This is a genomic window from Patiriisocius hiemis (assembly GCF_031846325.1).
GTDB classification, from domain to species: Bacteria; Bacteroidota; Bacteroidia; order Flavobacteriales; family Flavobacteriaceae; genus Patiriisocius_A; species Patiriisocius_A hiemis.
Map to the genome: position 1 here is coordinate 70302 of NZ_JAVRHZ010000003.1, position 21537 is coordinate 91838.

Consider the following 21537-nt stretch of genomic DNA (forward strand, 5'->3'; position numbering starts at 1 on the left):
TATGAAAAAAACTACTACACAAAGAATTAAAAATTACGGAGCTTTATCTGCTACTATTTTAGCAGCTGGAGCAGCATCTGGTCAAGTTGTATTTACTGACATTCCAGATGAAACATTAACACTTGGCGGAGGTGCTACTGGTGGAGCGGTACAAATTGACCTTAATGACGATGCTGAAATAGATTTTTCTATTTTCTTCCTTGAGGCAACGGGCGGTATTGGATTTACGGCACGTGCTGGTGGAGAAGCTGGACCAAATGATCCTCCAACAACTAATGTTGATGGTGCTTTTATTGGAATTCCAGCTGGAGGTTTTCAATACCCAGCTTTACTTGCTTCTGGAGATATTATAGATGATACTAGTGATCAAACTGATCCTGGTGCTAGAGGAGATTTAAACTTTTACGGTTGTGCATATAGCAACAGCCAGTTTTGTGGAACAAACCCAGTAGCTTACATGGGGTTAGTTTTTGCGTTCAACGGAAATACACATTATGGGTGGGTTGAATTAGATTATAACATAACATCTTCTACAGAAGGTACTGTTACTGTTAAATCTTTTGCGTTTGATGAAACTCCTAATGCTCCTGTTACTGTAGGAGATGAAGGAAGTCTTGGAGTTGATGATAATACATTTGCATCTTTTGAGTACTTTGTAGACTCTAGCAGCAACTTAAACCTAAAGGCTGCTTCATCTATGGAGAATGTAATTTTACATAATACTCTTGGACAGCAAGTTTTATCACAAAGATTATCTAGTTCAAACGAATTAGTAAATCTAAATTCTTTAGAGAGTGGAGTTTATTTAGCTACAGTTTCTATTGAAGGTAGAGCTAAATCATTTAAAATTGTTAAAAAATAATTATTTTAACATATAAGTAAAAAGCGACTCAATTGAGTCGCTTTTTTTATTGCTTGTTTGCTAGTTGCCCGCAGGCAGCATCAATATCTTTACCTCTACTTCTTCTAACCGTTACAGGAATTCTGTTTTTTTCTAAATAATAAATATAATCATCAATTACTTTATTAGGAGCTTGTTGAAATTGACCGTCATCAATTGGATTGTACTCTATTATATTAACTTTTGAGGGAATATAATTACAGAATTGCACTAAAGCATCAATATCTTTTTTGCTGTCATTGATATCTTTCCAAACTACATACTCATAAGTTACCATCTTTTTGGTCTTCTCATACCAATATACTAATGAGTCTTTTAAATCTTCTAAAGTAAAGCTTTTTGCAAATGGCATAATCTGCTCCCTAGTTTCTTGTATTGCAGAATGTAATGATACTGCCAAATTAAACTTAACTTCATCATCTGCAAGCTTTTTAATCATTTTAGGCACACCAGAAGTGGATACCGTAATTCGTTTTGGAGACATCCCAAGACCTTCAGAAGAGGTAATTTTATCTATGGATGCAAGTACATTTTTATAGTTCATAAGAGGCTCGCCCATTCCCATAAAAACAATATTGGAAAGTGGTATGTCATAATATAACTTACTCTCATTATCTATAGCAACTACTTGATCATAAATTTCATCAGGATTAAGGTTTCGCATCCTTTTTAGACTAGCGGTAGCACAAAACTTACAATCTAAACTACACCCTACTTGTGAAGACACACAAGCTGTCGTTCTACTTTTAGTAGGAATTAAAACAGACTCTACAATTAATCCATCATGGAGTTTTACTGCATTTTTTATTGTTCCATCGTTACTTTTTTGGATAGAATCTACTTCAATATGATTAATCACAAAATTACTTTCGAGGTGTGCTCTAGTCTCCTTTGAGATATTGGTCATATCATCAAAATTATGAATGCTTTTGTTCCATAACCATTCATACACTTGATTACCTCTAAATGCTTTGTCGCCAATAGAAACAAAAAAATCTCTCAATTCTTCCTTTGATAAGGCACGTATATCTTTTTTAACTGTCTTCATAAACAATTACAAAAGTAAGTATAACAAACTAAGGGTGTAAATAAGTAAGGAGGTATTTTATCTTTGTACTACTATCTTCTTAGTAATATTTTTTTGTGTTTCTCCATCTTCTAAGTATAAGAAGTAAACTCCTGCTGTAAAGCTTTCAACAGAGATAGTATTGTAGGTATTAGACACATTGCCACTTTGCATTAGTTGGCCAACAGTATTATATAATCTAAAACTCAAATTAGGGTATCTATTATTCATTATTGTAATTTGAGTTGAAGTAGGGTTTGGATAAACATCTAACACTCCTTCTAAACTAACATCTTGAACATTTAATATGTTTTGAAGTGTTTCTAAAAACTCTACGCCAGAGTCATTAGGATCTAACCAGTCTTTTAATCGAGTCTCTGGTGTATTGCCAGCATTCCAAGAAATAGCAAAACGACCATAGATATCATAATCATTATTTGATTCTGTTCCATTACAAAAAGATTCCCCTGCATATAACTGCCCAATAAGCCTCCCTTTTTGGTCGAACAAAGGGGAACCTGAAGAACCACTTTCTGTAGTGCCAATCTCCCATCCTTCTCCATCACCTACACTAGTTCCTCCAATAAGCCAAACTTCAGTACCATTTGCTGTTTCTTTAACTGCACCACTATCATCTCTGCAAATCTTCATTATATCTCCATTTGGGTGATGTATGCCCACCTCATAGGTTGGATCTGTGTCTGTGTTATCCCAACCAGAGAAAACTATGTCCCACGCATCTGGTATTGTATTAAACAACTCTACTAATGCAAAATCACTCAAAGAATTATTTGCTCTTAGTGTTGCTCCACTCATCGTAAAGTTTGTTTGGATATCTGCACTTTCCTCACCTGTACCACAAACAGGGTTAGGACTCATCCAGTTAAATCGAACACTCCAAAATGCAGGGTCACTACCTTCAAGACAATGATTAGCAGTTAATAAATAGGGAGTTTTATCTTGTAATGTATTGTTTACAAGAGCAGCCGAGCATAAAAATCCATTTCCTAAATTTAATAATGCTACTGTCTTTTTAACAAAATCCTTTTTTTCATCAAAATCAGTCCCTATTGAACAATTAACGTCGTAATTGCAATCTCCGGAATCATTTAAACCACGATTTCTAGCTAATTGATTTACCTTACCCATTCTATAGCCGTGAATAACGCTTCCTATTTGTAATGAAACATCTTCTGAAATGTTTTCAGGTTGGTAATATTCCACCCAAATAACATTACCATTAATAAACCAAGAACCTAACTGGTTACTTTCTCTATTAGTATCTGAAGTATATGTTTTTGAAATATCGGTTCTATCATCATTAAAAATGTGCATTCTTGTTCCTGGAGGTAAATAGAAGTCATTAAAGTTCAAACTTAAATTAATAGCATTTGGAGAATAAATTGCTACTTGCCATATCTTGTCACCATTAGGCAACTCTGTCCAGGCACCATCTTGCGTTAAATCAACATTAATTTCTCTAGTGATTCCGTAGCGCCATGGTTGACTTTTATCAAGGTCATTGATACTATCTTCTATTGCAACTTGCTCTAGATCTAGAGGAGGAAGTTCTATAATTGGAGTTCTAGTACTTATAGTGTTTTTCCAACTATAAGGCGTATCCTCTTCATTAGACTGAGCAAATGAAAAAGCAAAAGATGAAAAAAGTACTAAAAGTAATAGTTGTTTCATGTATTAATATGGTAATCAATTAACTAAAATAGAGAAATAATTACACATTAGAAACAGAAATCGCTAAAATGTAAAAAATCCTGCTAAAGGTAATAGCAGGATTTTCAATTCTATATCAAGATATTATCTATATGATTAACATAGCATCACCATAGGTATAAAACCTATACTTTTCTTTTACGGCTTCTTCATACGCTTTTTTAATGAAATCGTGACCTGCAAAAGCAGAAACCATCATTAATAGCGTAGATTTTGGTGTATGGAAGTTTGTTACCATAGCATTTGCTATACTAAAGTCATAAGGAGGGAAAATAAACTTATTAGTCCATCCTTGAAACTCATTTAAAGTATGGTTTGATGAAACCGAACTCTCTAGTGCTCGCATTGCGGTAGTACCTACAGCACAAATTCTCCTTTTCTCTTTTAATCCATTATTTATAATAGAAACAGCATTTGTACCAATTTCCATTTCCTCAGAATCCATTTTGTGTTTAGATAAATCTTCTACCTCAACTGGACTAAAAGTTCCTAAACCAACATGTAAGGTAACTTCTGCAAAGTTGATTCCTTTTATCTCAAGACGTTTTAATAAATGCTTAGAAAAGTGAAGTCCAGCAGTTGGTGCTGCTACTGCTCCTTCATTTTTTGCAAAAATTGTTTGATACCTGTCAGCATCTTCTGGTTCCACATCTCTTTTTATATATTTAGGAAGTGGGGTTTCACCAAGTTCTGTAAGTTTATTTCTAAACTCCTCATAAGAGCCATCAAATAAAAAACGTAACGTTCTTCCTCTAGAGGTAGTATTATCGATTACCTCTGCAACTAGAGTTTCATCATCACCAAAATATAACTTATTACCAATTCTAATTTTACGAGCTGGGTCTACTAATACGTCCCAGAGACGCGTTTCAGGATTTAACTCTCTTAATAAGAAAACTTCAATACGAGCTCCTGTTTTCTCTTTATTACCATATAGTCTTGCAGGAAATACTTTTGTATTATTAAGTACTAATACATCATCTTCATCAAAATAATCTATAAGATCTTTAAACATCTTATGCTCTATAGTTTCTTCTTTTCTGTTAAGAACCATTAATCGAGCTTCGTCTCTATTTGGAGAAGGATATTCTGCTAATAACTCTGGTGGTAATTTAAAATTAAAATTGGATAGTTTCATTCCCATAATACGTGCGGATTTTCTTTAAAAGTTGCAAATATACAATCTGGAGGTAGGGGTTGTCAAGTAAATAGGCATTTATTCTTTAAAATCGACTAAAAAACCTATTTTTTGTAGGTGTTTCCAAAAGTTAGGATACGATTTAGTAACTACCATAGGCTCATTAATTTGCAAAGGAACTTTACTGGATAAAGGAGCAAATGCCATTGCCATACGATGATCGTTATAAGTATCTATTAAAACATTCTTATTTAAAGAAGGCTCAGGAAAAAGCTCTAATGAATTGTCTGTAACAATCACTCTTGCACCAAGTTTCTCGAGTTCAATTTTAAGTGCTACTATCCTATCTGTTTCTTTAATCTTTAGAGTATGCAACCCTGTTAGTAGGCAAGGAATTGCTAAGCCTAAACAAGTAACCGCAATAGTTTGTGCAATATCTGGTGTGTTGGATAGATCTAACTCTATTTTTTCTGAAATAGCTTTATGATTATTAGATAGTGTAATGCTATTTTCAGTATCATTAATTGTGGTAACAACCCCTAACTTTGAATAAATTTCTGAAAGTGCCGAATCACCTTGTAGGCTCTCTCTTTTGTAACTTTTTAGGGTTACTGAAGCTCCCTTTACCAAAGAAATAATACTGTAAAAATAAGAAGCAGAGCTCCAATCTGATTCTACAGTAATAGTTTTTTGAGGAATTTTACTTACTGGTAATAATGAAATTGTATTTCCATCAAAAGTCGAATCTAACCCTATTTGTTGTAACAACTGAAGTGTCATTTTAATGTAAGGGGTAGATGTTATTTCACCTTGTAGGGTAATTGTTAGACCATTCTTTAATGAAGAGGCAACAAGCAATAATGCAGAGATATATTGACTACTCACATTAGCAGCTATGTTTACTGTATTCTGTTGCGGTTCTTTTCCTATAATCCTCAAAGGAGGATAACCTTCATTTTTCAAATAGGTTATGTTTGCACCCATTTCTCTTAACGAATTGACCAAAATCTTTATGGGACGTTCTTGCATTCTTTTACTTCCAGTTAAAACAACAGTAACTCCTTCTTTAAATGAAAAGAAAGCAGTTAAAAAACGCATTGCAGTACCTGCGTGATGCACATCTATCTCGCCGTCCATTTTCTCTAATGCTGCAAGAAGCACCTTAGTGTCATCACTAATAGATAGGTTTTTTATTGTAAGATTTGGATATAAGCTTTTTAAAATTAAAAGTCTGTTGCTTTCACTTTTAGAACCTGAGATTTGGATTTCAGTAGTTATAAAATTCGAACTAAAGCCTACCTGCGCAATCATCTGTTTTTATAGTCTTCATTTTTGAGTTTGCCCCAAAATTTTCCATAGGTAACAAAGAAACCACAAATACTACCTGCAAGCAATAAAAACAACCAAGAAGTTAAAGTATAATTATCTATAAACTCTAATGAAAAACCAGCAGTAAGGTATTGAATTAAAAAAAGCAAAGCTGAATATGCTATAGCCAGAATAAGAACACTCTTCCAAAAACCTTTATGTGCTAAAACTCTTTTAAACATTATTTAAGTTTTGAGTTGCTATGGTGACGATCATGATCTCTTTTTGTTTTAATAGCGAGTTTTTTATTAAAAGCATCTTGTAAATCTACTCCCGTTTGATTAGCCAGGCATAGCACTACAAAAACAACATCGGCAAGTTCTTCTCCTAAATCTTTATTTTTATCACTTTCTTTCTCACTTTGTTCTCCATAGCGTCTTGCGATAATTCGAGCAACTTCACCAACCTCTTCGGTTAGTTGTGCCATATTAGTAAGCTCATCAAAGTAACGAACACCGTGTTCTTTTATCCAATTATCTACTGCTTGTTGAGCATCTTGTATATCCATATTCTAAATCTTTGTAAGAACTACTTTCTCATTCTCTTTTTGCACTACAAGTTCGAAAAATTGCTTGAGATTAGAGTAAAATTTAGAAGAAATAACAGGAGAATTAATTGCTAAATCTACAGACAATTGAATAATATTATCTTTTTCAGATATTAAGTACCTAAAAGAACCTAGGTTTTCTGGAAGTCCAAAAGAACCTCCTTCGGGAATACTTTCTACAGTATAACCCTCTGGAATTTCTAATTTTATCAAAAATCTATCCCTTTTCGGATAAATAAAGTCTATAGGATAAACCCTTTCCTCTAACTTAAATGGATTTTGATTCATTTTTAAAAACAGCATTGGTGAAAAATAAATTTTACCACTAACCTCTTCAACAAGATCTAAAGTTTCAAAATTATAAGATAGATTTACAGGGGTATATAGTTTTTGTAAGTTTTCAAATTTATGATCTAATATCTCTACATTACCATTTTGATTTTCAATTTCTTTTCTTACATCTTCATTGTTTACTTTAGAAAACCTATTTCTACTAGATAGTGCATAATGACCATCATAACGTACTTTTGAGTCTCCTACTATAGTTAAATCATCAGAAATTTTAGCATTTAACAGTAGGCTTTTAACAGCAGACTTTGAAGGATATAAACTTACCCATGCAGAACTTTCATCCTCTCTAATTATTCTCCCTTGCCAATTAATAATCTCAGGCTCTAGAACATTAGGCTCACCAAACTTATTTGTAGCATCCAATAACAAAACGCTTTCTTTACCTTCTACAGAAGCAATAACGTAATTAAATCCACTTCTGGTAGGAAAAATAGGAATACCATTAGATTTTGTACTTGTTAAAACTGGGTTTGAATTTATACCTGCATAACGAAGCATTGAAATTAACATTAAGTTAATATCTGCAACATTACCTGTATTTTTTTTATAGGCATTTTTTACTCCTTCATCTGTCACAGCACCTAGATAAGAGTTCCAATTCATTTTTCCTTTTACATATTCAAAAATTAAAATTAATTTCTCATTATCATCTGTAACTCCTTTAATAAGAGCATCTATATCATTTTTATAATAATTATTCTTTTCTAGTTGTTGGCCAAAAAGTTCGGATCTATAAATTGATTTTGAAACATCCTCCCAAGTTGTTGTGTAATAGTTTATACTAGATTGAGGATAATTTGTATACGAAAGTTCAAACTTTAAAGAAGACCTATAATTATCAAGGTTACCAGCATATGCTTCCTCCTTAAGAGCTGGCACATCCTGAATTTCTACTTTGTAAATGTTTTCTCTAAAGGTAAGTTGACTTGTCTCTGTCTTAGCACGCCCAGCTTTTCCAAAACCATTAGTAGGCTTTGTTCTGTATCTAATGTTTAAGTCCCTACTAACACCATCTGTATTAATTGTAAATGGAATTGCCCCTTTTTGATGAAGCTTATAACTAAAATATTCTGGAGCAATAAAATCTAGTTTAACTTTATTAATTGGTATTTTCTCTTGGAATCTATATGAATCTATACTACTAATAAATGGAGACTTAATATCATATTTATACTCTATAATACAACCATCTTTTATATTGGGCATAGTAAATTTTGTTTGACTTAAAAACTTACTTTTTTCTTCCTCAAAAATTCCGTTATTTCTTAGTTTTTCACTCTCAACTTTACCATCCTGAAGAAAATAGGTCTCGCCCTTTAAACTATATATTTTTTCTTTTGTTCTTCCATCAGACTCGTAAGAGTTAATTGTTTTTGTTGCCCAATTATATCCATCTTTATTATAAATTTTAATTCGTTCATGATAACTTTCTACTATATAAAAACCATCATCTTGATTATAATCAAACTTAGTGTTTACTTCTCTATATAATATAGCTGCATTAGCATTTGAATCTATAGGGTGTACTTTTTCTTGAAGTTCTTCTTTAGACACCTTGCCATATCTATAATCTTGAGCTTTTAATGATAATTGAGAGCTAAATAAGAATAAGAATAGAATGCTTAAGTAAGTTGATGGTTTCATTATTAATTATTTTTTTTTAGTAATATTTTTGTTTTATCAAGTTTTGCTATTTGTCTTCTAAAGTTTCGATAATTTTTATAATCCTCTTTAGAAAAGCTTCCTTTATTCAATAAAAATGAACGCTTATAAATAATTTGATTTTTTTCATTTTTACTAAAAGAAATCTCATAAGTACCAAATTTATTCTCAATACTTTTATCTTCTGGAAGTTCTTCTATACTGTAGGTTTCTGGTATATTGAAAGTAATTTCGTCTGTATCTAAATACCCTTCACGTAAATAAAGTGTCTGGTTTCGTTCTCTATACCTGGGAGGGATATATTGAGATTGATTAAGGACATTTAAACAAAGAAGGAAGTCGTCACCCACCTTTGTTGTGTAGTTGGGAACGTAAAGTTTTAGGTTTTCGGAAAAAGAAATATTTTCTCTATCATTAGTTAAGTTTACATCACCTACAGAAACACCATTAAGGTATCCCCATCTATTTTTGTATTCTTTCTCTTGGTCAACAGCTGTTTTATTTTTATTCTTAAACTTATTTCCATACTGGGTACCCCAAGAAGTCCCAGTAAAGTTGATAGATACTCCTCCTTCTAAGTCTAAATTTACAGTTGCTTTTTGTTCTTGTAAATTTTCTTTTGAAGTATATTTTTTTGTAGTTACTATCTTTCCTCCTTGTGGAGTCACTAGTAAAACATCTCTATCGTCTGTGAAATTACCTAAATAACTATATGGTACTTCTTGGCTAGTACATTCAAGCCATGTAATATTGTCTTCATCTGGGATGCCAAGGATAACATGATTTCCTTGCATAGAAGTAAAATCCTTATCTATATTTCTTTCTTCATTTCCAGCATATAAGACCGTATAATAAGAAGGCACTCCAACTGCATCTAGTAATGCTTTTGTATAATTTGTTAGTGCTTTACAATCACCATATCCCAGATAATCTACATCTTTTGCAAGCATAGGTTTCCATCCACCAATGCCAATTTGAATACTTATGTAACGTACTTTATCTTGTAAGTATTGATATATTTTTCTTGCTTTAGCTTCATTAGTTTGTTCATTTGCTACAAGAGCTTTTACTTTTTCTACAGTAGCTATTGGTAATTCACTAACTCCAGAAAGCAATTGGTCATTCATCCATTTGCCAAATGTTTCCCAGTCGGACCCGTATCCTTTTTCACCTTCTAAATAAAACTCATTGAGTGCAACTGAAATTCTTGGGGCTATATCATTAAAGCTTGGACTTAGCTCTTCGTATTTAATAGCTTTTATGTTTTTGGCTTTAAACACATACTCCGTTGGTTTTTCGTCTATAGAAATTGAATAATCCTCTAAATTATCTGCTTTATATTTTGGCTTGTTCGCTGGGTCAAACTTTAATGTATATGTACTTTCCATTGTACCTCTTACGTATCCTCCAATAGGAGTCCAAGGTCTAATAAATGCTGTATTTCCTGTTTCAGTTTCTGATGTATATACAATTGTATAGGGATATGTTGTAGGGGTATAATCTAGAAATAAAACTCTGTTGTCACTATACAAGGAGAATCCATCTGCAGCACTTACGTCTTTAAAGTCTCTTTTTTTATAATGTGCAATTTCATTACCAAGCGCATCATAAATATAAGCCTCTATCTTTTTAATTTTTGAATTTTCATCGTAATACTCTACCGCATTAAGATGTCTATTTCCAAGTTCATTAAAAATAGTTCTCACCGAATACTCTTCGACAATCATCTTGGCTTCTTCAGAAACGTCTACTATAATATTCTCTTTAACAAGAACACTATTTGCATTTTCTTTTAATTCTGATGGGATAGAAAGTATTGAAAAATCAACCTGAGCGTTTGTAGAAATAAACGCTAAAAAAAACACTACTAAAAACTTAAACATAAAAATAAAATCTCCCTGCTCGCAATATATAAAAAATTTTATTCCTTGTTTTTAGAATCCATAATAATTGTAACAGGACCATCATTAACTAAGGCTACATCCATCATAGCACCAAAAGATCCGGCTTCTATTTTTTTTCCTAATTCTACTTCTAGTTGTTTTATAAATGATTCATAAAGTGGGATGGCAACTTCTGGTCTAGCTGCTTTTATAAAAGAGGGCCTATTCCCTTTTTTGGTACTAGCATGAAGTGTAAACTGGCTTACTACTAAGATAGCTCCATCAACAGCTTTAATAGCATTATTCATGTGTTCGTTTTCATCAGAAAATACACGCATGTTAACAATTTTTCTAGATAACCACTCGATATCTTCTTGAGTGTCTGAATCTTCAATACCTAATAAAATTAAGAAACCTTCTTTTATACTAGCAATTTTTTTATTTGAAACTGTAACCGAAGCCTCCTTAACTCTTTGTAAAACTATTCTCATTATTCTTGGTAATTATCTTTACGGTAATGCTCGTCTTCCCCTTCCATTATTTGAAGATAACTTCGGTAACGAGACCAAGCTATTTCTTCATTTTCTAGTGCTTCTTTAACAGCACATTTGGGCTCTTCAATATGTAAACAATTATTAAACTTACAGTATTCTTTTAGTTTAAAAAATTCTGGAAAATAATCTCCCAACTCTTCATTATCAATTTCGACTAAACCAAATCCTCGTATTCCTGGAGTATCTATAATTCTAGCATTAAAGGACAAGTCAAACATCTCTGCAAAGGTTGTAGTGTGTTGTCCTTGTTGATGTTGTAAAGAAATTTCAGCTATTTTTAAATCTAGTGCTGGTTCTATAGTATTTACTAATGTAGATTTACCAACACCACTATGCCCAGAAAACATAGAGACTTTACCTTTCATTATTTCCTTTACCTTTTCTACATTTTTTTCAGTTTTTGCAGAGATACCTATACACTCATATCCTATACTTCGATACAATGCAGCTAGGTATTTTATTTCTACCAATTCGTCTTGATTATAGGTGTCTATTTTATTGAAAAGTAAAACAGCTTTTATATCATAGGCTTCTGCAGTTACCAAAAAACGATCTATAAATGCTGGGAATGTTGTTGGGTTATTTAATGTGACTAATAAAAAAGCTACATCAATATTAGCTGCTATTATGTGTGTTTGCTTGGAGAGGTTTACAGATTTTCTAATAATATAGTTTTCACGTTCTTCAATCCTATCTATTACACCAACTGTTTCATCTCCTTTGGTTTCTACATTAAAATTTACAACATCACCTACCGCAACCGGATTGGTGCTTTTAATACCGTCTATTCTAAACCTACCTTTAAGTCTGCACTCGTAAAAAACTCCATTTTGAGCTTTTACGGTGTACCAACTTCCAGTAGATTTATAAACAGTTCCTAGCATTACTGCAAAAATCTGAAAATTAATTTAATCAAACCGTATTTATTCTATATTTGCTGGCAACGTAAAAACTAAAACAAATTAAATTATGAAAAACATTATTGTAACGGCACTCGTATTATTTTCTTTTATCCAGTTTTCTGAGGCACAGGTATATGAATATGAAACCGTAACAGTTATTGAATCTATTGTGCCTAACGGATTAGGTAGGTCTAGAATGATTTCGGTAAATGATAAAAGAGATTATAAAGAATTTACTTCTACCCAAACCGAAGAAGATAGCAAAAGAAACAAATCTGACAGAAGTGATATTAGAGTTAAAGGGTTTGACGAAACCAAATTGTTAAACTTCTATAACCTAGGAGGAATACGTTTTCAAAATATTGCTGCTAATGATGCAATTGTAACTTCAAAAATTAATACGATGGCAGAAGAGGGCTGGGAACTAGCCTTTGTTAATAGTGGTGTAGAAAGCTTTGGAGGAAAAGGTGATGGAAATGGAATTTATGTAACTAGATATATTTTTAAAAGAATTAAACAATAATAGCAATAAAAAAGCCGCTCATTGAGCGGCTTTTTTTAATTTTTAAGTACTTTTTTTATTAATACTTCTTGATCTGTATAAATAGACAGATATAATATATTACTAGCAATATTGCTTACATCAACTCCTATACTTTTATAATTGGTTTGCAATACTAACTGTCCTAATGTATTATATATCTCAACCTTTTGTATGGCATCTGTGTTTCCTTGAATGTATACTATATCTTTTACAGGATTAGGGTACACCAGTAAAAATGTGTTCTCAATCTCAGCTACCCCAAGCACAACGGTTAAATTCTCAAACCAAGCAACCGTGTTATTGTTTTGAGAAACAAATAATACATCCTCATCCCCATCATTATCTACATCTGCAGCAATAACTTTATTTTTTCCATCTGCTTCTAGGGTTAGTATATTTTCACTACTAAAAGCACCATTGCCATCTAAGTTTTCGTACCAGGCAATTTTATCATCTACAGATGAGGCTGAGAGTACGTCCATATCACCATCGTTGTCTAAATCTGCGGCAAAAACTGAGAAAGCAGATTCTGCATTAGTGCTTATGGTTTGTTTATCTCCAAACACGCCACTACCATCATTAGCATACCAAGAGACATCATTATCTGCATTGGTAGCTGCCAATAAGTCTCCATCGCCATCACCATCTATATCACTAACAAAAATATCTTGTACAGTAAAAGCTTGTTGAATTATAATATTAGTTGTACCAAAGGTTCCTTGTCCATCTATATTTTCGTACCAAGCGGCTTGAAAGGCACTTGCACCAGAACTTACCAAGTCTAAATCCGAATCGCCATCTATATCGTATAATACTAAAGAACGAGGAACATTATTTCCTTCTACAATAGTTTCAATTGGAGCAAAAGTACCATCTCCATTGTTTTTTAAGAGATAAATCCTAGCAAAAGTATCCGAGGAGATAAACACATCTGTATCGCCATCACCATCTATATCTGCTGTTTCTATATCATACGGAAAGTCTACAACAGTAGTAAGTAGTCTTTGTGTGCTAAATGTCCCTGCTCCATCCAGGTTTTCATACCAAACAACTATATCATCAACAATAGAACTCCCTAGTACATCTATATCACCATCATTATCTAAATCTGCAACAGCAACAGTTATGGTTTCAAACAAAGAGCCTATTAAAATAGCTTCACTAAAGGTACCATTGCCATCTAAGTTTTCATACCAAGCTATTCTATCATCACCTATCGAAGCTGTAACAATATCTAAATCTCCGTCATTATCAATATCTGCTACGCGTATATCTCTAGCCCCTAAAGCCTCAGTAGAGATAAGTTGTAACGGGCCAAAGGTTTGTCCCGTTAGTAAAGTACTACATAATAATACCATCGCAAAAAGTAAATATATACTTGATTTAATTTTCATTTTCTTTTAAAATCATAGTCTCTTCACTTGAGCCATCATCATAATTTTTTTGAATATTGTATAACCCTGGCTGTAAGGTGTTAATTAATTGTGGGTTATTTATCTGTGTAGAGTCTTGAGGGGTAATTAAAGCATTAGGTATACTATTATTGTTAAAACTAAGGGGAGTTTTATTACAGTATATGAATATAAGAAAATAATCCTTGTTTATCTTATTATGAATTCACAATCTTTTTTTGGTGATTAATAGACTCTTGGTGTATGGCCTTGTATATACGTAGTATAAACTCTTCGCTTAAATTTTGTTCTTCTCCATCAAGTATCATTTTACCCAAAATTTCATTCCAACGTTTGTTTTGTAAAATAGCAACATTATTTTGTTTTTTTATACCTCCAATTTTGTCTGCAATCTGCATACGCTTGCCTAGCATTTCAACAATTTTATGATCTATAACATCTATTTGAGTTCTAAAAGTGTTTAATTGATTTTTAAAAGCTACTTCTTCACTTTCAGTTTTACGTATGCGTAAATCTACAGTCATCTGGTCTAGTGTGGCTGGAGTAATTTGTTGTTTTGCATCACTCCATGCATTATCTGGATCATAATGAGTTTCTATCATTAAACCATCATAATTAAGGTCTAATGCCGTCTGGCATAAATCGAAAATAATATCTCTACGGCCTGCAATATGAGAAGGGTCTAAAATAAGTGGTAAATCTGGAAATCTATTTTGTAAATCAATTGGGATTTGCCACTCGGGGTTGTTTCTGTATCTAGTTTTCTCATAAGTAGAAAACCCTCTATGTATTACTCCTAAGTTTTTTACATTGGCTTCATAAAAACGCTCAACAGCTCCAAGCCATAATGGAAGGTCTGGATTTACTGGGTTTTTAATTAATACAGGCTTATCTGTTCCTTGCAAAGCATCTGCTAATTCTTGAACAATAAATGGAGAAACGGTTGTTCTTGCTCCTATCCATAAAATATCTATATCGTGTTTTAATGCCAACTCTACATGGTGCGCATTTGCAACTTCGGTAGTTGTTAATAGCCCGGTTTCTTGCTTGGCTTTTTGCAGCCATTTTAATCCCAATGCTCCTACTCCTTCAAAATTTCCTGGGCGTGTTCTTGGTTTCCAAATACCTGCACGTAAAACTGTAGTATCTGTTTCTTTAAGTTGGTGTGCAATTTTAAGTACTTGAGCTTCGGTCTCTGCACTACAGGGACCAGCAATTACAAGCGGATGTTGAAGTCCAAAAGCATCTAACCAGGTTCTTAAGTTTTTACTATTCTCCATACTTTACAAATAAAAAAAGAGCCTCAACGAGACTCTTTTATAGTTTATACTATTATACAATAATCTCGTTGCGCATCAGTTAGTAAATTGGTGCCACCAAGATAAAAATTGTAATAACATGTTTTTCATTTTCATTGGTGCTAAAGTAATTAATTATTAAAGGCTATAAAACCTTTTATGATTTTTTTTGCACCTTAAACCTATAAAGTCTCTTTATTAATTTAGTAGCTTTGCTCAAGTAACAACTATGGCTATAAAAGTATCAAATATTACAAAAGAGTACGGGAGTCAAAAAGCCCTTGACGCAATATCTTTTGATGTAAAAAGAGGTGAGGTTGTTGGTTTGCTAGGTCCAAATGGGGCAGGAAAATCTACTCTTTTAAAGATTCTTACAACGTATTTACAAGCCACTTCTGGAAACGCTAGAGTAAATAGATTTGATGTGCTTTCAGAAAAGAAACAAGTTCAAAAAAGTGTTGGCTATTTACCAGAACACAATCCCTTGTATCTAGAAATGTATGTAAAAGAGTATTTACTATTTAATGCTAGAGTACACGGGGTCTCAAAGAATAACGTTGAAAAAGTAGTTGCCCAAACTGGTCTTTTAACCGAGTGCTACAAGAAAATTGGACAACTCTCAAAAGGATATAGACAACGAGTGGGTATTGCAAATGCATTACTACATAATCCTAGTGTATTAATTCTGGATGAGCCAACTACTGGGCTTGATCCAAATCAATTATTAGAAATTAGAGACCTTATAAAAAGTGCTGGAAAACCACACCCAGATGGAACTCCGGGAAAAACTGTATTACTTTCTACTCATATTATGCAAGAAGTAGAAGCTATTTGTGACAGAGTAATTATTATTAACAAAGGAAAAATTGTTTTGGATAAAAACCTAAATGACCTTAAAAATAATAAAGAGCAAATTGTTGAAGTAGAGTTTGACTACCGCGTAGAAGAAATTGCTTTACAAAAAATACCTAAAGCAAAAAAAATAGAAAACAGCGTAGGTTTTGTTTACCAAATCTATTTTGATACTGAAGCAGATATGAGAAGTTCAGTTTTTGATTTTGCACACGATAATGGCCTTAAGATACTCCAGTTACATCAAAAAAATACTTCTTTAGAACAACTATTTGTTGAGCTTACTACTCAAAAATAAGACGCCCTTCAAACAGCTCTTCAACTTCTACTAGGGGAGGTCTATTTTTTGCAATGACATCTCCAATACTAACAATTTGTCCTCTAATTGATTGTTGTGGATTTACAATCATTTTTTGTGTTCCTCTGTGAAACAACTCTAAATTTTGAATAATTAAATTTTCGGCCTCTATACGGTTGTCTCCATCAAAAAGACCAATATTGGCATTCTCAACATTTCCAGAAAGGTAAAAGTTAGACAGACCGTTTGCGCCTATTTGAAGATTTTGCGCATTAATATCTAGGATAAAGTCTCCATCTATATGAAACTCATCTTCATTATCTTGATCTTCAGAAAGTAAAACTAAGCTTGGATAAGAAAGTGTACCAATGCTTTCAACAGGAAGTCCAGTACTAGAACGTATTTTAGTAATATTAGGAGCCGTTATATACATTTTTGTAATCCCGTAGTCTCTCACTAGGTTACATCTATTAGTATTTCTTAGTTCTAGCAAACCATCTTTAACAGTAACTTCAATACCGTTTAATAAATTCTCTCCTGTTTCTACAATAACCTTGTGCTCGTTTCCTTGTTTTACAAATAAATGAATACGTTCCCAAACAATAAGTCTGTCAAAATCTTCAACTGGGAAGTCTTCTTGAACTATTCTCCCCGCTTCTTGGAAACAAGTTATTCCCTTTTCTGAGTCACAACTAGTAACTACAATTAAAATTAATACGTAAAATAGTTTTTTCATTATAACCTTATTCCTATTCCAAATTCTACGGCTTCAGCTTTTGCTCCATGTGCCTTAACAGTTACAGCACCAAACACTTTATCTTTTAGAAAGTATCTTTTAAGCCCAAGTCTATTATAAAGTCTGTTTTCAAACTTATAAGGCCAATACACATAATATCCTAATTGTGAAACAAAGGCAACTTTATTAAAACGTAATTCATGTCCCAAAAACACTCCAACACGTTTATAATCTTCATTACCACTAAGTCCATCTTCTGGATAAGCTATGGACCTAAAGCGTATTAATTCTTCTAAAAACGTAGAAAAGAATACATCAACTCCAGCTTGTAAAGTACTTTTATAGTTTATTCTTTTATCTGCAAATCCAGATACTATATAAAAAGGATATTGTCCAAGACCATTAACATCTGCTTCATTAATTCCAGACCTAAAAACTAAATTATACTTAATTTTTTCAGCATAGTTACTACTAGGCGTATCATCTAATGGAATAAACTCTGGAAAATTTTCATAATCAAATTGGTAACTTAACCCTACATTAAATGCAAAAGTATTAGTACTATTATTTGGAGCTTTTAAATTAGCATTTGAATAATGAATAATGGTAAAGCCTGCATGAAAACCTAAACCATTCCAAAGATTTTCTTTTACATAATTGGCTTTTAAAAATGTGGTACTCATAAAAGATGTACCGTAAGCATTATTAATAAAATTAGTTTCTTTATCATATGGTTTTGTTGCGTATGCAACTCCTTGCCCTAGTCTAACTACTAAATTTCTATCAAAAAAATACCAGTTATAATGACCGTATAGACCATAATTTTCTCCAAGATAATAGTTCTTCATATCTTGGTACGTAAATGTAAAACCCCAATCTGGATAGCGATACCTACGCTCCCAATCATTAAAACCATACGTTTTTCTATTATAGGATAGTATAACACCAGCAGGATGTTCTGTAATGAGATGAGCAATGTCAGGATTGTGCTCTAAAATGCTTCCATAGAAATAATCTGCCTCAAGTGAAAAAGGTTTATACTCTGTTTCTTGGGAGAACGAGAGAGTGGTACAGATGCAGAAAAATATGAGGGCACTAATTTTTTTCACGACCGTAAAAATAGGAGAATTTACAAGACTACAAACTTAAAATGATAAATTTGAAAGGTCAACATTTCCTCCAGATAGTATAATTCCAATTTTCTTATTTTTAAACCGCTGTTTTTCAGAGAGAAGTGCAGCAAAAGGAACAGCAGAAGATGGCTCGATAATTATTTTTAAACGTTCCCAAATAAGACGCATAGATTCAATGATTTCTATTTCTTGGACTCTTATTATTTCATCAACATGCTTTTGAATAATGGGAAAATTAATATCTCCAAGATTAGTTCGCAAACCATCAGCAATAGTATTTGTATTGGTATTAATTTCAATCCTACCACTTTTTAAAGAGCGATATGCATCATCAACTTTATAAGGTTCTCCACCAATTACTTTACAATTACTATTAGAAAAATAAGTAGCAGCAAGTGCTGTTCCTGCGATAAGACCTCCCCCACCTACAGGTGTAAAAATTAAATCTAAATTAGGTTCGCTTTCAAGCAGCTCAATAGCAGCTGTACCTTGCCCTAATATAACATTAAGATTGTTAGAAGGATGTAGAAATGTTGCTCCTTTCTCTTTTACTATTTTGGCGGCTTCTGTTTCTCTGGACTTTAATGTTGGTCTTGATTCTATAATTATTCCTCCATACCCATGTACTGCTTCCTTCTTTACTTGAGGTGCATTACTTGGCATTACTATATAAGCTTTTATTCCTAAATGTTTTGCAGCTAAAGAAACTGCTTGTGCAAAATTTCCTGAAGAATGTGTTACTACTCCTTTGCCCTTCTCTTCTTCTGAAAGTTGTAAAATAGCATTGATTGCCCCCCGCATTTTAAAAGCTCCCATTTTCTGAAAGTTCTCACACTTAAAAAAAAGTTGCGTGCCAGATATTTCATTCAACAATTGTGATGTTAAAATTGGTGTTTTATGTACATGAGGTGTAGTTCTCTTATAGGCTTCTTCAACTATTCTTTTTGATGGAATCATAGTACTGTTTCAAAAAAGAAAGATAGTTATTTAGTGATTTATTTTACAATAATTACTGAAAATGTATTCCACATTCCCTGTGGCTCATGGCTTTTACAGGGTCAAAATAATTTCCTTCTATAGGGAGGTTGTGTTTTTTACAATAAGCTTCCAACTCTTGGTCTGAGAAATAAAAAAACGGACTTACTTTTAAGATTCCTGTTTCACTAAAACTCAAAATATCTAATGTGCTACGATGCTCTGTTTGTTTCTGTCTAATATTAGTAAACCAAATATCTGGCTTGTATTTTTCTAAAGCTCTTTTAAAGGGTTCTAATTTTACAACTTCAGAAAACTCCTGGTGTTTTGGGTTATCATAAGTAGGACTACCAAGTGTATAATTAATAAATGCTGTTGAGTATTGTGGACTAAAAATATCTACATTCAATTTAAGGTCTTGAATTAATCTAGAAGCATGTTTGTAAGTGGCCTCTGTGTTATAACCTGTATCACACCATACAACTGGCACATTCTTTTTTTGAGATGTTACAGCATATAACAAACTGCTAGAGTACTTCCCAAAACTAGTTGTAACTATAGGATTACTTGCAATAGATAAAATAAAATTTATTATCTCTTTAGGGCTTTCATATTTTAAATTTTCATTAAATGAAACGATAGTATTTTTAGTAATAATCATAAATATATAATTCCTATAGACTTTATAGAGTAAACAAAAATATGAACTAATAATAAACTACAAAAACAAACTACATTTTAATTAAATCTGCAAGTGTATTCTTCTCAAGAATAGAGAGCGTGTTGTCCCGTACTTGTAGCATAAGGCTATGCACAGAGCATTTATTTTCATCTGGGCAGTCATCGCATTTTTCGTAAAAATTTAAACTTACACAAGGAACCATTGCAATAGGCCCTTCGAGGGCTCTATAAACTTCTGCAATTTTAATTTCTTCTGGTTTTTTAAGTAAGTAATACCCACCTCCTTTTCCTTTTTTAGAAGATAAAACCCTAGCTTTACGTAAGGTTAACAAAATACTTTCTAAAAACTTTTGCGAAATATTTTCAGATTTTGCAATAACGGAAATTGGTATTGGGTCTATTGCATTACTTTTTGCAAGAAATGTAAGTGCTTTAATTCCGTATTTAGTTTTTCTTGAAAGCATTTGTTGTTAAAATTCGTAATTATTTCTTTATAAACACAAAATATTAAAACAATTTTGATGCTATAGTTCTAATATTGTCACTTTTTCCCATAGAGTAATAATGTAGTACAGGTACTCCAGCATTAATAAGCTCTTTGCTTTGTAATATACACCAATCAACACCTACCTTTCGTACTTCTTTATTACTCTTACACTTCACCACTTCCATTATTAACGTGTCTGGCAATTCTACACTAAAACGATGTGGTAACATATTTAATTGCTTTTTAGTTGCTAGAGGTTTTAAACCAGGAATAATTGGAACAGTAATGCCAGCACTTCTACATTTTTTAACAAATTCAAAATACTTTTTGTTATCAAAAAACATTTGGGTAACTATATAAGTAGCCCCTTCTTTAATTTTCTGTTTTAAAAAGTGAATATCACTATCTAAGCTTGGTGCTTCTAGATGTTTCTCTGGATAACCCGCTACTCCAATACAAAAATTTGTGGGAGTTGTATTTTTTAAATCTTCTTCAAGATACACCCCATTATTTAATGCTTGTATTTGTGAAACTAGTTCACTTGCGTACATATGCCCTTGTCGTTCTGGACTAAAGTAAGTTTCATTTTTTACTGCATCACCTCGAAGGGCCATTACATTGTCTATTTCTAGAAAACCCAAATCAATTAAAAAATTCTCTGTATCCTCCTTGGTAAATCCCCCACATAAAATATGAGGTATAGCATCTACATTGTATTTATTTTGAATTGCTGCACAAATACCAACTGTACCCGGTCGTTTCCTCACAACTTTTTTTTGCAACAAACCATTATTCATCTCTTTATAAATATACTCTTCTCTATGATAGGTTACATCAATAAAAGGGGGTTTAAACTCCATTAATGGATCTATACTATCAAAAATAGACTGAATATTTTCTCCTTTTAATGGGGGCAAAATCTCAAATGAAAACTGTGTTTTTCCGTTCGCTCTTTCTATATGTTCTGTTACTTTCATATTCATTTTCTGCGGAAGCAGGATTCTATTTAGTTTATAGT

Annotated in this window: 21 protein-coding genes; 3 read left to right on the forward strand and 18 right to left on the reverse strand. The window is 32.5% G+C overall.

Going from position 1 to position 21537, the window contains the following annotated elements:
• Position 1: 1 nt before the first annotated feature.
• On the forward strand, positions 2-862 hold the full coding sequence (locus RM538_RS07180; RefSeq protein WP_311332731.1) for a T9SS type A sorting domain-containing protein: 861 nt from the start codon (positions 2-4) through the stop codon (positions 860-862).
• A gap of 46 nt (positions 863-908) precedes the next feature.
• Here RM538_RS07180 and rlmN read toward each other — a convergent pair whose 3' ends face one another.
• From rlmN to rsgA, 10 genes are all read right to left on the reverse strand, one after another.
• Entirely contained in the window at positions 909-1949 is a 1041-nt protein-coding gene (gene rlmN, locus RM538_RS07185) for a dual-specificity RNA methyltransferase RlmN (RefSeq protein WP_311332732.1), read from the reverse strand.
• A 57-nt stretch (positions 1950-2006) separates the two neighbouring features.
• On the reverse strand, positions 2007-3659 hold the full coding sequence (locus RM538_RS07190; RefSeq protein WP_311332733.1) for a T9SS type A sorting domain-containing protein: 1653 nt from the start codon (positions 3657-3659) through the stop codon (positions 2007-2009).
• A gap of 127 nt (positions 3660-3786) precedes the next feature.
• The gene (queA, locus tag RM538_RS07195; RefSeq protein WP_311332734.1) at positions 3787-4836 is read right to left on the reverse strand and encodes a tRNA preQ1(34) S-adenosylmethionine ribosyltransferase-isomerase QueA; all 1050 of its coding nucleotides are present in this window, start codon (positions 4834-4836) and stop codon (positions 3787-3789) included.
• A 78-nt stretch (positions 4837-4914) separates the two neighbouring features.
• The gene (locus RM538_RS07200; RefSeq protein WP_311332735.1) at positions 4915-6147 is read right to left on the reverse strand and encodes a 3-phosphoshikimate 1-carboxyvinyltransferase; all 1233 of its coding nucleotides are present in this window, start codon (positions 6145-6147) and stop codon (positions 4915-4917) included.
• Positions 6144-6386, reverse strand: a complete 243-nt coding sequence (locus tag RM538_RS07205) for a hypothetical protein (protein ID WP_311332736.1) — start codon at positions 6384-6386, stop codon at positions 6144-6146. Before RM538_RS07205 ends, RM538_RS07200 begins: the two co-directional genes overlap by 4 nt.
• Entirely contained in the window at positions 6386-6712 is a 327-nt protein-coding gene (locus tag RM538_RS07210) for a nucleotide pyrophosphohydrolase (RefSeq protein WP_311332737.1), read from the reverse strand. The genes RM538_RS07205 and RM538_RS07210 overlap by 1 nt, the downstream gene beginning before the upstream one ends.
• Positions 6713-6715: 3 nt before the next feature.
• Positions 6716-8746 (reverse strand): DUF3858 domain-containing protein, encoded by a 2031-nt coding sequence (locus RM538_RS07215; RefSeq protein ID WP_311332738.1) that lies wholly within the window; start codon positions 8744-8746, stop codon positions 6716-6718.
• A gap of 2 nt (positions 8747-8748) precedes the next feature.
• Positions 8749-10647 carry a DUF3858 domain-containing protein gene (locus RM538_RS07220; RefSeq protein WP_311332739.1) on the reverse strand — a complete coding sequence of 633 codons (1899 nt, stop codon included), beginning with the start codon at positions 10645-10647 and terminating at the stop codon, positions 8749-8751.
• A 38-nt stretch (positions 10648-10685) separates the two neighbouring features.
• Positions 10686-11138, reverse strand: a complete 453-nt coding sequence (gene dtd, locus RM538_RS07225; RefSeq protein WP_311332740.1) for a D-aminoacyl-tRNA deacylase — start codon at positions 11136-11138, stop codon at positions 10686-10688.
• The gene (gene rsgA, locus RM538_RS07230; RefSeq protein ID WP_311332741.1) at positions 11138-12085 is read right to left on the reverse strand and encodes a ribosome small subunit-dependent GTPase A; all 948 of its coding nucleotides are present in this window, start codon (positions 12083-12085) and stop codon (positions 11138-11140) included. The genes dtd and rsgA overlap by 1 nt, the downstream gene beginning before the upstream one ends.
• Before the next feature lie 85 nt (positions 12086-12170).
• Between rsgA and RM538_RS07235 the strand changes: the two genes are divergently transcribed.
• Positions 12171-12626: a hypothetical protein gene (locus RM538_RS07235; protein ID WP_311332742.1), complete on the forward strand. Its 456-nt coding sequence runs from the start codon at positions 12171-12173 to the stop codon at positions 12624-12626.
• 35 nt (positions 12627-12661) lie between these two features.
• On the opposite strand, the gene RM538_RS07240 is transcribed toward RM538_RS07235, so the two are convergent.
• Positions 12662-14041 carry an FG-GAP-like repeat-containing protein gene (locus tag RM538_RS07240; RefSeq protein WP_311332743.1) on the reverse strand — a complete coding sequence of 460 codons (1380 nt, stop codon included), beginning with the start codon at positions 14039-14041 and terminating at the stop codon, positions 12662-12664.
• A 215-nt stretch (positions 14042-14256) separates the two neighbouring features.
• Complete coding sequence (locus tag RM538_RS07245; protein WP_311332744.1) at positions 14257-15339, reverse strand: chorismate mutase; 1083 nt, start codon at positions 15337-15339, stop codon at positions 14257-14259.
• 247 nt (positions 15340-15586) lie between these two features.
• On the opposite strand from RM538_RS07245, the gene gldA reads away from it, so the two are divergent.
• The gene (gene gldA / locus RM538_RS07250) at positions 15587-16507 is read left to right on the forward strand and encodes a gliding motility-associated ABC transporter ATP-binding subunit GldA (RefSeq protein ID WP_311332745.1); all 921 of its coding nucleotides are present in this window, start codon (positions 15587-15589) and stop codon (positions 16505-16507) included.
• On the opposite strand, the gene RM538_RS07255 is transcribed toward gldA, so the two are convergent.
• The 6 genes from RM538_RS07255 to metF form a co-directional block, all read right to left on the reverse strand.
• Positions 16494-17243, reverse strand: a complete 750-nt coding sequence (locus RM538_RS07255; RefSeq protein WP_311332746.1) for a head GIN domain-containing protein — start codon at positions 17241-17243, stop codon at positions 16494-16496. The genes gldA and RM538_RS07255 overlap by 14 nt on opposite strands.
• Complete coding sequence (locus RM538_RS07260; RefSeq protein WP_311332747.1) at positions 17243-18352, reverse strand: acyloxyacyl hydrolase; 1110 nt, start codon at positions 18350-18352, stop codon at positions 17243-17245. Before RM538_RS07260 ends, RM538_RS07255 begins: the two co-directional genes overlap by 1 nt.
• Positions 18353-18388: 36 nt before the next feature.
• A complete protein-coding gene (locus RM538_RS07265) occupies positions 18389-19333 on the reverse strand; it encodes a pyridoxal-phosphate dependent enzyme (protein WP_311332748.1) in 945 nt (314 codons plus the stop codon).
• Positions 19334-19385: 52 nt separating this feature from the next.
• The gene (locus RM538_RS07270) at positions 19386-20012 is read right to left on the reverse strand and encodes a phosphoadenosine phosphosulfate reductase domain-containing protein (RefSeq protein ID WP_311332749.1); all 627 of its coding nucleotides are present in this window, start codon (positions 20010-20012) and stop codon (positions 19386-19388) included.
• A gap of 70 nt (positions 20013-20082) precedes the next feature.
• Positions 20083-20496: an RrF2 family transcriptional regulator gene (locus RM538_RS07275; protein WP_311332750.1), complete on the reverse strand. Its 414-nt coding sequence runs from the start codon at positions 20494-20496 to the stop codon at positions 20083-20085.
• A gap of 43 nt (positions 20497-20539) precedes the next feature.
• On the reverse strand, positions 20540-21496 hold the full coding sequence (gene metF / locus RM538_RS07280; protein WP_311332751.1) for a methylenetetrahydrofolate reductase [NAD(P)H]: 957 nt from the start codon (positions 21494-21496) through the stop codon (positions 20540-20542).
• Positions 21497-21537: the final 41 nt, after the last annotated feature.